The organism is Kitasatospora sp. NPDC056800, from assembly GCF_042789775.1.
In the GTDB taxonomy this organism is placed as follows: Bacteria; Actinomycetota; Actinomycetes; order Streptomycetales; family Streptomycetaceae; genus Kitasatospora.
This window is the reverse complement of the sequence record NZ_JBHUAL010000041.1, coordinates 1-14,267: the sequence shown is the minus strand read 5'-3', so window position 1 is coordinate 14,267 and position 14,267 is coordinate 1. Positions and strand designations below refer to the sequence as shown.

Here is a 14,267-nt window from a genome sequence, read left to right as displayed (position 1 = left end):
GACGACCCTGTGGACACCTCGACACCCCCTCCGTACGACCTGCTCGGCGTCGGCATCGGCCCGTTCAACCTCTCGCTCGCCGCACTCGCCGAACCCGTCCCCGGCCTGCGCACGCTCTTCTGCGACCAGCGCCCGGAGTTCCGCTGGCACCCCGGGATGCTGGTCGACGGGGCCCGGATGCAGGTGCCGTTCCTCGCCGACCTGGTCTCCCTGGTCGACCCGACCAGCCCGTGGTCCTTCCTCAACTACCTGCGCGACCAGGACCGGCTGTTCCCGTTCTACTTCGCCGAGCGCTTCCAGCTGCCGCGCCGCGAGTACGACCACTACTGCCGCTGGGCCGCCGAGCGGCTGGCCAACTGCCGCTTCGGCACCGAGGTCACCGCCCTGCGCTGGGAGGCGCCCTGGTACCGCGCCGAACTGACCGACACCGCGACCGGCCGTCGCTCCGAGGTCAGGGCCCGCAACCTCGCCCTCGGCGTCGGCACCCGGCCGGTGCTGCCCGAGGCCTTCGCCGCGCTGGCCGGCCACCCGCGGGCCTTCCACTCCGCCGAGTACCTGGACCGCCGCGCCGACCTGGCCGGCGCCCGCGACATCACCGTGGTCGGCAGCGGGCAGTCCGGTGCCGAGGTCTTCCTCGACCTGCTCCGGCGCCACGAGGGCGACGACGTCCGGCTGCGCTGGCTCACCCGGACCAGGGCGCTCGCCCCCATGGAGTACTCCAAGCTCGGCCTGGAGCACTTCACCCCCGACTACACCCGCTACTTCCACGGCCTGCCCGCGGCCGTCCGGGACGCGCTGGTCACCGCCCAGTGGCAGCTGCACAAGGCCGCCAGCGCCGAGACCCTCGCCGAGATCCACGACCACCTCTACGAGCGCACCATCGGCCGCCCGATCGACGCCGCCCCGGTCGAGATCACCCCCGGCACCGCCGTCGACGCCGCCCGCCCCGGCCCCTGCGGCGGCCTCGAACTGCACTGCCGGCACACCGACTCCGGCGCCGAACACCTGCTGCGCACCGACGCCGTGGTGCTCGCCACCGGCTACCGGGCGGCCCGCCCGGCCGCGCTCGAACCGCTCGCCGAACTGATCGACTGGGACGAGGCCGGGCGCTACCGGGTCGACCAGGACCACCGGGTCGCCACCCGGCCCGGACTCACCGGCGGGCTGTACGTCCAGAACGCCGAACTCCACACCCACGGCGTCGGCACCCCCGACCTCGGACTCGGCGCCCACCGGGCCGCCGTGATCCTCAACGCCGTCACCGGGCGCACCGTCCACCGGCTGCCCGGCCGCACCGCCTGGACCGGCTTCGCGCCGCCCGGCCCCGCCGGGCCCGCCGGCCAGCCCACCCCCGCCGGTCCCGTAGAACAGTCCGCCCCCGCCGGTCCCGTAGAACAGCCCACCCCCGCCGGTCCCGTAGAACAGCCCACCCCCGCCGTCCCCCGCCCCCAGGAGTTGACCCGTGCCGCAACCGTCGGCCGCTGAACCGCCGCTCCACCTGGCCCCGCACCTCACCGCCGGGCACTGGCAGCGGGCCGGCCGCGCCCTGCTGGCCAAGATGCTGGGCGAGTTCGCCTACGAGGAACTGCTCCGACCCGTCCCCGGCGACGAGCCCGGCGAGTACCGGCTGGAGCTGCCCGAGGCCGAGTACCGCTTCACCGCCCGGCGCGGCTCCTACGACAGCTGGCAGGTCGACCCGGAGTCCGTCCGCTGCTCCCGCCCGGACGGCCTGGACCCGCTGCGCTTCCTCCCGTACGCCCGGCAGACCCTCGGCTTGCGCGGCGAGACCACCGGCCACCTGATCCGCGAGCTCTCCGCCACCCTCACCGCCGACGCCCGCCAGCTCGCCACCGCGCTGACCGCCGCCGAACTCGCCGACCTCGACCACGCCGCGCTGGAGGGGCGGCAGACCGGCCACCCCTGGATCGTCCCCAACAAGGGCCGGATCGGCTTCTCCGCCGCCGACGCCGCCCGCTGGGCCCCGGAGGCCCGCAGCCCGCGCCCGCTGCCGTGGATCGCCGTGCACCGCCGGCTCGCCGAGTACCGCGGCGTGCCCGGCCTGGAGCGGCCCGAGCAGCTGTACGCCCGCGAGCTCGACGACGTGGACGCGCTGCGCGCCGCGCTCGGCCCGGACGCCGAGGACTACCTGCTGCTGCCCGTCCACCCCTGGCAGTGGGACGAGACGGTCCTGCCGCTGTTCGCGCCCTGGATCGCCTCCGGCGAGATCGTCCCGCTGCCCTCGGACGGCGACCTACGGCTGCCCCAGCAGTCCATCCGCTCCTTCTTCAACACCGCCCACCCCGAGCGCTGCACCGTCAAGCTGCCGCTGTCCATCCTCAACACCCTGGTCTGGCGCGGCCTGCCGGTCGAGCGCACGCTGGCCGCGCCCGCCGTCACCGCCTGGCTGCTCGGACTGCGCGACGCCGACCCGTACCTGCGCGACGAGTGCCGGGTGATCCTGCTCGGCGAGATCGCCTCCGTCACCGTCGACCACCCGCTCTACCGCGAGCTGCCCGAGGCGCCGTACCAGTACAAGGAACTGCTCGGCGCGATCTGGCGCCAGCCGCTCGGCCCCTTCCTGGACGGCGGCGAGCGCGCCCGCACCCTGGCCTCGCTGCTGCAGACCGGCTCCGACGGGCGGGCGCTCGCCGCCGAGCTGATCGACCGCTCCGGCCTGCTCCCCGGCGACTGGACCGCCCGGCTGTTCGCCGCGATGATGCCGCCGCTGCTGCACTTCCTCTACCGCTACGGGCTGGTCTTCTCCCCGCACGGCGAGAACGCCATCGTGGTCTTCGACCCCGCCGACGCGCCGGTCCGGCTCGCGGTCAAGGACTTCGTGGACGACGTCAACCTCAGCGCCCAGGACCTGCCCGAACTGCGCGGCCTGCCCGACGAGGTGGCCGAGGTGCTGCTGCGGGAGAGCCCGCAGGGGCTCTGCCAGTTCATCCACTCCGGGCTGTTCATCGGCGTCTTCCGCTTCCTCGCCCCGCTGCTGGAGGCGCAGACCGGACTGCCCGAGACCGAGTTCTGGGCCCTGCTGCGCGCCGAGGTGCTGCGCTACCAGGACCGCTTCCCCGAGCTGCGCGAGCGCTTCGAGCTGTTCGACCTGTTCCGCCCCCGGATCGACCGGCTCTGCCTCAACCGCAACCGGCTGCTGATGGACGGCTACCAGGACCGCCCGCACCGCCCGCACGCCGCCCGGTACGGGACGGTGCCGAACGCGCTGGTCGCCGTGGACGTGCGGATGCCCGGGCAACGGGACCGGATTGTCACCCCCGCCCCGTAGGCTGGGAGGGTCATGACGAACGACTCCGAATCCCACGACTCCGAATCCCAGCGGGCGGCAGTCCTCGGCGACGAGGCCGAGGAAGCCGTCGCCGTCCCGCGCTCGCGGATCCCCGAACTGCTGCACGCCGCGGTGGCGGCCGTCGGCGGTGTGGAGCGCCCCGGCCAGGTCCGGATGGCCGAGGCCGTCGCCGACGCCGTCGACCACGCCGAGCACCTGCTCGTCCAGGCCGGCACCGGCACCGGGAAGTCCCTGGCCTACCTGGTGCCCGCGCTCGCCCACGGCGACCGGGTGGTGGTCGCCACCGCCACCCTGGCGCTGCAACGCCAGCTGGTGGAGCGGGACTTGCCGCGCACCGTCGAGGCGATGCACCCGGTGCTGCGCCGCCGCCCGCTGTTCGCGATGCTCAAGGGCCGCTCCAACTACCTCTGCCTGCACCGGGCCAACGAAGGCACCCCGAGCGACGAGGGCGAGGGCCTGTTCGACCCGGTGGACGCGCTCGGCGGGCCCACCGGGAAGCTCGGGAAGGACGTGCTGCGGCTGCGCGACTGGGCCGACGAGACCGACACCGGGGACCGCGACGACCTCAGCCCCGGCGTCTCCGACAAGGCCTGGGCCCAGCTCTCTGTCACCTCCAAGGAGTGCCTGGGCGCCACCCGCTGCCCGTACGGGCAGGAGTGCTTCGCGGAGAAGGCGCGGGAGCGGGCCAAGCTGGCGGACGTCGTGGTCACCAACCACGCGATGCTCGCGATCGACGCGATCGAGGGCGCGCCGGTGCTGCCCGAGCACGGGCTGCTGATCGTGGACGAGGCGCACGAGCTGGTCAACCGGGTCACCGGCGCGGCCACCGCCGAGCTGACCATCGGCGCCGTCAACCGGGCGGTGAAGCGGGCCGCGCGGCTGGCCAACGAGAAGGCGGTGGACGCGCTCCAGGCCGCCGCCGAGAACTACCACGGCCTGATGGAGACCGCCCAGCCCGGCCGGGTCGAGGAGCTGCCCGAGTACCTCGCGTACGCGGTCACCGCGATCCGGGACGCCTCCCGCCAGGTGATCACCTCGCTCGGCGAGACCAGGGACAAGGGGCTCAGCGACGAGGACGCCGTCCGCAAGCAGGCGATGGCCTCGGCCGAGGCGCTGCACGAGACGGCCGAGCGGCTGCTGGAGGACTCCGAGTACGACGTGGTCTGGATCGAGCGCAGCGACCGCTACGGGCTGGGCACCGCCTCGCTGCGGGTCGCCCCGCTGAGCGTCTCCGGGCTGCTGCGCGAGGGGCTGTACAAGGAGCGCTCGGTCGTCCTCACCTCGGCCACGCTCAAGCTCGGCGGGGACTTCAACGGCGTCGCCGCCTCGGTCGGCCTGCCCTCCGAGACGCGGCTGCCGGACGTCCGCACCGCCGGGGACAACCCGGACGCCGACGCGGGCTTCGGCGAGGACGCGGTGCCGCACTGGCGCGGGATCGACGTCGGCTCGCCGTTCAAGTACCCCAAGCAGGGCATCCTGTACGTCGCCAAGCACCTGGCCGACCCCGGGCGCGATCCTGAACGGCCCGACATGCTGGACGAGTTGGCCGAGCTGATCGGCGCGGCCGGCGGGCGCACGCTGGGCCTGTTCTCCTCGATGCGCGGCGCCCAGACGGCCGCCGAGGCGATGCGCGAGCGGCTGGACCACCGCGTCCTGCTCCAGGGCGAGGACACCCTCGGCGAGCTGATCCGGGAGTTCGCCTCGGACGCGACGACCTGCCTGTTCGGCACGCTCTCGCTCTGGCAGGGCGTGGACGTGCCCGGCTCGGCCTGCCAGCTGGTCGTGATGGACCGGATCCCGTTCCCCCGGCCGGACGACCCGCTGATGAGCGCCCGCCAGAAGGACGTCGAACAGCGCGGCGGGAACGGCTTCATGGCCGTCGCGGCGACCCACGCGGCGCTGCTGATGGCGCAGGGCGCGGGCCGGCTGGTGCGCGCGGCCGACGACCGGGGCGTGGTCGCGGTGCTGGACCCGCGGGTGGAGACCAAGCGGTACGGGAGCTTCTTCCGCTCCTCGATGCCGGAGTTCTGGTACACCACGGACCGCAACCAGGTGCGCCGCTCGCTGGCGTCGATCGACGCCTCGGCGGCGCCGGTGCGGCCGGTGGTGAAGCGGGGCTGAGGGCACCGGCCGCCCGGCCCGTGGAACGCCGGAGGGGCTCCCCGCACTGTGCGGAGGAGCCCCTTCCCGGTGTGTGTGGTGGTGCGGTGCGTGCTGGTGCGTGTTGCTGTGCGCGCCGAGGCGGCGCGGGTGCGCTCAGAGGCGCACGGGGCCGCCCAGGGGCGGCGTGGGTGCGCTCAGAGGCGGCGCAGGACCGCGACGACCTTGCCCAGGATGGTCGCGTTGTCGCCGTTGATCGGCTCGTACGCCGGGTTGTGCGGCATCAGCCAGATCCGGCCGTCCTCGCGCTTGAGTCGCTTCACGGTGGCCTCGCCGTCGATCATCGCGGCCACGATGTCGCCGTTCTCGGCGACCGGCTGGCGGCGCACAGTGACCCAGTCGCCGTCGCAGATGGCCGCCTCGATCATCGAGTCGCCGCGCACGGTGAGCGCGAACAGCTCGCCCTCGCCGACCAGCTGGCGGGGCAGCGGGAAGACGTCCTCGACCGTCTGCTCGGCCAGGATCGGCCCGCCGGCGGCGATCCGGCCGACCAGCGGGACGTAGGAGGTGGAGGGCCGGCCGGCCGTCTCGGCGGTGTTCGGGCGGGCCACCTCGACGCCGCGGACCTCGTAGGCGCGCGGGCGGTGCGGATCCCGGCGCAGGAAGCCCTTGCGCTCCAGGGCCATCAGCTGGTGGGCGACCGAGGAGGTGCTGGACAGGCCCACGGCCTGGCCGATCTCGCGCATGGACGGCGGGTAGCCGCGGCGCTGGACGGAATCCCGGATGACCTCGATCACCCGGCGCTGGCGCTCGGTGAGACCGGCCTCGTCGGTGCGGATGCCGGGGGGGCGACCTGGCATCGCCCGGGCGGGGGAGGTGTGGGAGTCGTCCATGGCGGTGGAGTGTTCGATCGGCTGGTCGGGAACGCGGGTCGCCCCGGAAAGGGCCGCGCCGGAGAGGCGGTGGTCTTCGCTACGGTCCATGCTGCTGTCCACACCCTGCTGATTCGTGGTGCGCTGCCCCACCTTGAACTGGGAGTGTTCCTGCACCGGGATGGTGTTGCTTTCGATCGTGTTCACGGCGGCCCCTCTCGACGGCTGTCCTCTCCCCTTTTCCAGCCCAACGCGCCTCCTATCGAAAGGTTGCGCCAAACACACGTTCGAGTGAATTATTCGGGAGTTGACTGACTCGATCAAGGCTTTGTTGTACATCGAGTAAATGTTCGAGCGAAACTCGCCCCCGGCAGTCTAATCGGGCCCCTCGCGGCATCGACACGCCAAGGCGCTCACCTCCCCCAGACTCCTAGATGTAGTGGCTACAGTCCTCTCCGTGCCCAGTACTAGTGGTCGCCCCGCATGATCAGCTTGCCCAGGCCGGGGGCGCATCGCATAGACTCAACAGGTCCGAACGTTCTGCCAGGGAGGGATCCCGAGGTGCACTGCCCCTTCTGCCGGCACTCCGACAGCCGTGTTGTCGACAGCCGGACCACCGAGGACGGCAGCTGCATCCGCCGTCGTCGGCAGTGCCCGGACTGCGGACGCCGCTTCACCACGGTGGAGACGGCCGCGCTGATGGTCATCAAGCGCAGCGGCGTCACCGAGCCGTTCTCCCGGCAGAAGGTCATCACCGGCGTCCGCAAGGCCTGTCAGGGCCGCCCGGTCACCGAGGACGCGCTCGCCCAGCTCGGCCAGCGGGTCGAGGAGTGCGTGCGCGCCAGCGGCAGCGCCGAGCTGACCACCCACGACGTGGGGCTGGCCATACTCGGCCCGCTCAAGGAACTCGACGTGGTCGCCTACCTGCGCTTCGCCTCCGTGTACCAGGCGTACGACGGACTGGAAGACTTCGAGGCCGCCATCGCGGAGCTCCGCGCAGAACGGCCCCGCACCCCCGAGGCGGACGACACCTGCGTGTCCGTGTCCGCCGCCGCGCCCTAGGAGGCGCCGGGCCCCTCGCGGGCCCAGCCACCCGCACCACCACGGCCCCGCGGGGCCCACGCGTGCCCGAAATCGGGGCACAGAACACTACAAACCGTGCGTAAGCAGGCAGGGTTCCTGCCTGCCCGCACACCGGAAGAACGAACCAGCAGTGCCCGGACTTTTCAGGGCACTTCGGGCGTTTGCCCAGGAGGAGGAGCGAGAAGTGACAGACACCACGAGCGGTTCCGCACGCGGGTCGAAGTCCGAGAAGGCCGCGGCCAAGGGCGCCAAGGCCCCGAAGGGCGGTCTCCGGATGGAGCGCATCTACACCACTCCTGGCGTGCACCCGTACGACGAGGTCCGCTGGGAGCGGCGGGACGTCGTCATGACCAACTGGCGTGACGGCTCGATCAACTTCGAGCAGCGTGGCGTCGAGTTCCCCGACTTCTGGTCGGTCAACGCCGTCAACATCGTCACGTCCAAGTACTTCCGCGGCGCCGTCGGCACCCCCCAGCGCGAGTGGAGCCTCAAGCAGATCATCGACCGCGTGGTGCTCACCTACCGCGCCGCCGGCGAGAAGCACGGCTACTTCGCCTCCAAGGACGACGCCGAGATCTTCGAGCACGAGCTGACCCACGCCCTCCTCCACCAGGTGTTCAGCTTCAACTCGCCGGTCTGGTTCAACGTCGGCACCAAGCAGCCCCAGCAGGTCAGCGCCTGCTTCATCCTGTCCGTCGACGACTCCATGGACTCGATCCTCGACTGGTACAAGGAAGAGGGCATGATCTTCAAGGGCGGCTCCGGCGCCGGCCTGAACCTCTCCCGGATCCGCTCCTCCAAGGAACTGCTCTCCTCCGGCGGCAACGCCTCCGGCCCGGTCTCCTTCATGCGCGGCGCCGACGCCTCGGCCGGCACCATCAAGTCCGGTGGCGCCACCCGCCGCGCGGCCAAGATGGTCGTGCTCGACGTGGACCACCCGGACGTCGAGGCCTTCATCGAGACCAAGGTGAAGGAGGAGGAGAAGATCCGCGCCCTGCGCGACGCGGGCTTCGACATGGACCTCGGCGGGGACGACATCACCTCCGTCCAGTACCAGAACGCCAACAACTCGGTCCGCGTCAACGACGAATTCATGACCGCCGTCGAGAACGGCACCGAATTCGGCCTGCGCGCCCGGATGACCGGCGAGGTCATCGAGACCGTCGACGCGAAGAAGCTGTTCCGCAAGATGGCCGAGGCCGCCTGGGCCTGCGCCGACCCCGGCATCCAGTACGACACCACGATCAACCACTGGCACACCTGCCCGGAGTCCGGCCGCATCAACGCGTCCAACCCCTGCTCCGAGTACATGCACCTGGACAACTCCAGCTGCAACCTCGCCTCGCTGAACCTGATGAAGTTCCTGCGCGACGACGACTCCTTCGACGCGGCGACCTTCGCCAAGGTCGTCGAGCTGGTCATCACCGCGATGGACATCTCCATCTGCTTCGCGGACTTCCCCACCGAGAAGATCGGCGAGACCACCCGCGCCTACCGCCAGCTCGGCATCGGCTACGCCAACCTCGGCGCCCTGCTGATGGCCACCGGCCACGCCTACGACAGCGAGGGCGGCCGCGCCTTGGCCGGCGCCATCACCTCGCTGATGACCGGCACCGCCTACCGCCGCGGCGCCGAACTCGCCGGCGTGGTCGGCCCGTACGACGGCTACGCCCGCAACGCGGCCCCGCACCAGCAGGTCATGAAGCAGCACGCCGACGCCTCGCTGGACGCCGTCTCCCACGACGACCTGGACGCCCCGGTCTGGCTGGCCGCCAACAAGTCCTGGCAGGACGTGCTCCGCCTCGGCGCGCAGAACGGCTTCCGCAACGCCCAGGCCTCGGTGCTCGCCCCGACCGGCACCATCGGCCTGATGATGGACTGCGACACCACCGGCGTCGAGCCCGACCTGGCCCTGGTCAAGTTCAAGAAGCTGGTCGGCGGCGGCTCGATGCAGATCGTCAACGGCACCGTCCCGCGCGCCCTCAAGCGCCTCGGCTACCAGGACGAGCAGATCGAGGCGGTCGTCGCCCACATCGCCGAGCACGGCAACGTGGTGGACGCCCCGGGCCTGAAGCCGGAGCACTACGAGGTGTTCGACTGCGCGATGGGCGAGCGCTCCATCTCGCCGATGGGGCACGTGCGGATGATGGCCGCGATCCAGCCCTGGATCTCCGGCGCCATCTCCAAGACCGTGAACATGCCGGCCGCCGCGACCGTCGAGGACGTCGAGGAGATCTACTTCGAGGCGTGGAAGATGGGCGTCAAGGCGCTCGCCATCTACCGCGAAAACTCGAAGGTCGGCCAGCCGCTCTCGGCCAAGAAGAAGGACTCCGAGGAGAAGACCGAGGCGGCCGCCCCGGTCACCCCGGCCGCCGTGGTCGAGAAGGTCGTCGAGTACCGCCCGGTCCGCAAGCGCCTGCCCAAGGGCCGTCCGGGCATCACCACCTCCTTCACGGTCGGTGGCGCCGAGGGCTACATGACCGCCAACTCCTACCCGGACGACGGCCTGGGCGAGGTCTTCCTGAAGATGTCCAAGCAGGGCTCGACCCTCGCGGGCATGATGGACGCCTTCTCCATCGCCGTCTCGGTCGGCCTCCAGTACGGTGTGCCGCTGGAGACCTACGTCTCGAAGTTCACCAACATGCGCTTCGAGCCGGCCGGCCTGACCGACGACCCGGACGTGCGGATGGCGCAGTCGATCGTCGACTACATCTTCCGCCGCCTGGCGCTCGACTTCCTGCCGTTCGAGACCCGCTCGGCGCTCGGCATCCACTCCGTCGAGGAGCGCCAGCGCCACCTGGAGACGGGCTCGTACGAGCCGCTGGAGGCCGAGGAGCTCGACACCGAGTCGCTCGCCCAGTCCGCCCCCGTCGCCGCCAAGCCGGCCGCCGTCCCGGCCCCGGCCCCGGCCCCCGCCGTCGAGGCGCCCAAGGCGGCCCCGAAGCAGGCCCACAACTCCACGGAGCTGATGGAGATCCAGCTCGGCCTCAACGCCGACGCCCCGCTCTGCTTCTCCTGCGGCACCAAGATGCGCCGCGCCGGCAGCTGCTACCTCTGCGAGGGCTGCGGCTCCACCAGCGGCTGCAGCTGACCGCGCCCGACCCCGGTTTCACCCGATGAGGTGAAAACCTGAGGCGGGGCGAGGACTTCACGTCCTCGCCCCGCCTTTTCTGTCGGTCGGGGTTGCTTTGCTGCGCGCATGGCGACAGGAGCAGAGAAGCGGGCACCACGACGGCCACCGGCGGCGGAGATCACACCGGAGACCCCGATCTGGTGCCCGGCGTGCCGGGACCACCACCCGGCCGCCGATTTCCCGAGGAACGCGAGCAGGCCGAGCGGTCTGCAGAGCGAGTGCAAGCAGGCCGTCCGGGCGAGGGCGGCGAGGCCGGAGGCCCGCGAGGCCGCGAACCGGGCCCGGCGGAAGAAGTGGGAACGGCCGGAGGTCCGGGCCGCCGCACTGGAGCGGCAGCGCGCTCGGCGCGCGAAGCTCGGTGCCGGGCACGATCTGCGCCGGTCGCGGGCCAGGCTTCAGGCCGTGGTGACGGAGTGGAAGAGCGGCGGCTGCGTTGACTGCGGGTACGCCGATGTACGGGCCTTGGACCCCGATCACCTGGACCCGACGCAGAAGGCGGGGACGATATCCCGCCTCGTGCAGCTGTGCGTCGCCAAGGACCGGCTGCTGGCCGAGCTCGCCAAGTGCGAGGTCCGGTGCGCCCGCTGCCATCGAGCGCGGACGATGCGGCAGCGCGGGCGTTCGACGGAACGGCTGCCTCCGTCCTGGGCCCGGATGGTGGAGGCCCAGGCGCGGAACGACCGGTTGAAGCTGGCGCGGGGCTGCGCCGACTGCGGTTGGCGGGGATGGGCCCGGGGCCTCGACTGGGACCACGTGCGCGGCGCCAAGTCGGCGAACGTGTCGCAGCTGATCGCCGAGCGGAAGCCGTGGTCGGAGGTCGCGGCGGAGATCGCCAAGTGCGAGGCCGTGTGTGCGAACTGCCACCGGATCCGGACTGCGGTCAGGCGGGGCCGGACGTCCCGGAGCGCGTCCGGCGTGCCGATGTCACGTTCGGGGGCGGTGTCCGGTCTGTAGGGGGTGACGGGTTTTCTCAGGGAAGGAGTGGCGCGGTGGTGGGAACGGTGCTGGTGACCGGGGCGACGGGGACGTTGGGGCGGGAGGTGGTGCGGCTGCTGGTGGCGCGCGGGGTGGCGGTGCGGGGGTTGAGCCGGCGGGTGCGGGACGGGGGCGACGGGGTCGAGTGGGTGGTCGGGGACCTGGTCGGCGGGGCCGGGGTTGCGGAGGCGATGGCCGGGGTCGAGGTGGTGGTGGACTGCGCGACCACGCAGAAGAAGGCGGACGTGGCCGGGGTCCGGACGCTGGTGGCCCGGGCCCGGGAGGCCGGGGTGCGGCACCTGGTGTACGTGTCGATCGTCGGGATCGACCGGGTGCCGTTCGGGTACTACGCGACGAAGCTCGCCTGCGAGCGGGTGGTGCGGGAGTCGGGGCTGGGCTGGACGGTGCTGCGGGCGACGCAGTTCCACGACCTGGTGCTGAAGGTCTTCGACGCCTCCGTGAAGCTGCCGGTCCTCCCGGTGCTGAGCGGGGTGGCGTGCCAGCCGGTGGACGTACGGGAGGTGGCCGCAGCGGTCGCGGGCCTGGCGGGGGAGGAGCCCGCCGGCTTCGCCCCGGAGGTCGGCGGCCCGCAGGTGCGTTCGTACCGGGAGCTGGCCGAGGCCTACCTGCGGGCGGCGGGCAGGCGCCGGTTGCTGCTGCCGCTGCCCCTCCCGGGAGCGACCGGCCGCGGACTGCGGGCGGGCGGCAATCTGACGCCGGATCGGGCGGTGGGCCGGGGGACCTTCGAGGAGGCGCTGGAGCGACGGTTCGGCGGCCGCTGAGGTCGGCGGCCGCCGGCACAGGGCGGGCGCCCGGGGTGTGAGGCGTGGTGCTCGGGTGGGCGTCGGGGCGTCGTTGTGTGGTGTGGGCGGCGTGAAGGTAGGAGATTGGCCGTCAACTGGCCGCTTGAGGCCTATGTCTGAATCGATATGATCGGCCGAAAGCGTGAACCGATCAGACGTCCGGAGACGTTTCGCTACGTCGCCGGGCGGACTGGTATGCGCCCGACCAGCTGTCGGCGGCCGCAACCGTCGCCGACCCGCCGCCCGCGCCGCCGCCCGCCGACGTTGCCGAGGACCGCACCGATGAGAGAAGCCACCAGCCCCGACGGCCGATCGCGCCGACGGCCCGCGCCGCGCACCGTCGCCCTGACCGCGGCCGCCGTGCTGCTGGCGCTGGTCGCCGCGCCGGTCGGCGTGGCCAGGGCGCTCGGCGCGCACCAGCCGCTCACCGCCCTCGCGGTGGGCGCCGTCACGGTGCTCTGGCTGATCGCCGTCGGCCTCGCGGCGGCCGGGGTCGAGCGCTCCCGCGGGCTGGCCGAGGACCTGGCCGCGCAGCACGAGGAGACCCGGGCGGCGCTGGTCGCCGCGGGCACGGCCCGGCAGGCCGAGACGGCCGCCGCCGACCGCACCGCCGCCGCGCTCGCCGAGCGGGACGCCGCCCGCGCCGGGCAGGCCCGGGCCGAGGCCGACGTCACCACCGCGCACGCCGAGCTGGCCCGGCTGCGGGCCGAACTCGACGCCGAGCGGGCCGGGGCGGAGGCTGAGCGGACCCGGCTCGAGGCCGAGCGCGCCGAACTGGCCCGGATCACCGAGGGCGTGCTGCCCGAGGTGGTGGCGAAGCTGCGGGCCGGCGCGGCGGTGGACAGTGCGCTGGCCGTCCACCGCAAGCACCCCCAGTACCCGCTGCTGCGCGCCGTCGGCGAGGAGATCGGCCGCGGCGAGCGGCTGCGGGCCGCCGCGCTCGCGGTGTGCGCGACCGCCGCCGGGCGGGTCCAGGCGCTGGCCACGAGCATGCACGCCGAGCTGCGCGAGATGCAGCACCGGCACGACGAGGAGGTCCTCGGCGACCTGCTGAGCCTGGACCACTCGACCGCCCAGGCGGGCCGGATGGCCGACAGCATCGCCGTGCTCACCGGCGCCCGCTCGGGCCGCCGTTGGGCCAAGCCGATCGCGGTGGAGTCGGTGCTGCGCGGCGCGCTCGGCCGGATCGGCGCCTACCAGCGGGTGCGGCTGCACAACGCCAGCACCGCCGCGGTCGCCGGGTACGCGGCCGAGGGCGTGATGCACGCGCTGGCCGAACTGCTGGACAACGCCACCAACTTCTCCGCCCCGCCGGCCGAGGTGCACGTCTACGTCGAGGAGGTGCCCGCCGGGCTGGCGGTCACCGTCGAGGACAGCGGGCTGGGCCTGAGCGACAGTTGGCTGCGCCGGGCCGAACGGGCCGTCTCCGCCGAACCGCTGGACCTCACCACGCTCTCCGCGGGTACCCGCCTGGGGCTGGCGGTGGTCGGCGTGCTGGCACGCAAGCACGGGCTGCAGATCTCCTTCCGGCCCTCGGCACGCGGCGGTACCGGCGTGGTGATGCTGATCCCGCATCAGCTGGTCACCCACCCGGCACCGGCCGCGGCCCCGGCGCCCGTCCAGGTGTCCGTACCGGTACAGGCGTCGCCCGCGGAGACCGCGCGCCCCGCGCTCACCTCGGCGCGCCCCGCCCCGGCCTCCCTGCCTCCGGCGCCCTCCGCGCAGCGGACCCGCGTCGGGGCGCAGGCCGCGGCCGGGACGCGGACCGCCACCGCGCCCGCGCTGCCGGCCGCGCCCGTCCGGACGACCGACAGCGGCCTGCCACAGCGCCGCCGCGGACAGACGCTGGCCACCGCCGCCCCCGCGACGGACCGGGCGGCGAAGCCCGCCGGCACCGACGCGGCGGGTGCGGCCGGCCGGTTCGGCGCGTTCCGCCGGGCCGCCGCCCGTCCGGCGGCGGCCGGGCGGCCCGCCGCCGCCCTCGCGGTGGTGCT

At 73.1% G+C, this 14,267-nt stretch carries 9 protein-coding genes; 8 read left to right on the top strand and 1 reads right to left on the bottom strand.

Annotation, left to right across the window (positions count from 1 at the left end; all coding sequences use genetic code 11):
- Nucleotides 1-9 precede the first annotated feature (9 nt).
- The 3 genes from ACFRQN_RS12330 to ACFRQN_RS12320 are packed head-to-tail and all read left to right on the top strand — an operon-like array spanning nt 10 to nt 5,428.
- Nucleotides 10-1,485, top strand: a complete 1,476-nt coding sequence (locus ACFRQN_RS12330; protein ID WP_380740128.1) for a lysine N(6)-hydroxylase/L-ornithine N(5)-oxygenase family protein — start codon at nt 10-12, stop codon at nt 1,483-1,485.
- On the top strand, nt 1,463-3,286 hold the full coding sequence (locus tag ACFRQN_RS12325; RefSeq protein WP_380740126.1) for an IucA/IucC family protein: 1,824 nt from the start codon (nt 1,463-1,465) through the stop codon (nt 3,284-3,286). The genes ACFRQN_RS12330 and ACFRQN_RS12325 overlap by 23 nt, the downstream gene beginning before the upstream one ends.
- A gap of 12 nt (nt 3,287-3,298) precedes the next feature.
- A complete protein-coding gene (locus ACFRQN_RS12320) occupies nt 3,299-5,428 on the top strand; it encodes an ATP-dependent DNA helicase (protein WP_380740124.1) in 2,130 nt (709 codons plus the stop codon).
- A 176-nt stretch (nt 5,429-5,604) separates the two neighbouring features.
- Here the strand turns inward: ACFRQN_RS12320 and lexA are convergent, their stop codons facing one another.
- Nucleotides 5,605-6,486, bottom strand: coding sequence for a transcriptional repressor LexA (gene lexA / locus ACFRQN_RS12315; protein WP_310593172.1), 882 nt, complete (start codon nt 6,484-6,486; stop codon nt 5,605-5,607).
- A gap of 354 nt (nt 6,487-6,840) precedes the next feature.
- Here lexA and nrdR point away from each other — a divergent pair, with 354 nt between their 5' ends.
- The 5 genes from nrdR to ACFRQN_RS12290 all read left to right on the top strand — a co-directional run.
- On the top strand, nt 6,841-7,341 hold the full coding sequence (gene nrdR, locus ACFRQN_RS12310; RefSeq protein ID WP_049653458.1) for a transcriptional regulator NrdR: 501 nt from the start codon (nt 6,841-6,843) through the stop codon (nt 7,339-7,341).
- A 205-nt stretch (nt 7,342-7,546) separates the two neighbouring features.
- Entirely contained in the window at nt 7,547-10,453 is a 2,907-nt protein-coding gene (locus ACFRQN_RS12305) for a vitamin B12-dependent ribonucleotide reductase (protein ID WP_380740122.1), read from the top strand.
- Nucleotides 10,454-10,561: 108 nt separating this feature from the next.
- Nucleotides 10,562-11,449 carry a hypothetical protein gene (locus ACFRQN_RS12300; protein ID WP_380740120.1) on the top strand — a complete coding sequence of 296 codons (888 nt, stop codon included), beginning with the start codon at nt 10,562-10,564 and terminating at the stop codon, nt 11,447-11,449.
- Between the two features lie 35 nt (nt 11,450-11,484).
- Nucleotides 11,485-12,252, top strand: a complete 768-nt coding sequence (locus tag ACFRQN_RS12295) for an SDR family oxidoreductase (RefSeq protein ID WP_380740118.1) — start codon at nt 11,485-11,487, stop codon at nt 12,250-12,252.
- A 303-nt stretch (nt 12,253-12,555) separates the two neighbouring features.
- Nucleotides 12,556-14,267, top strand: a 1,712-nt coding sequence (locus tag ACFRQN_RS12290; protein WP_380740116.1) for an ATP-binding protein, incomplete at its 3' end; no start/stop codon positions are given.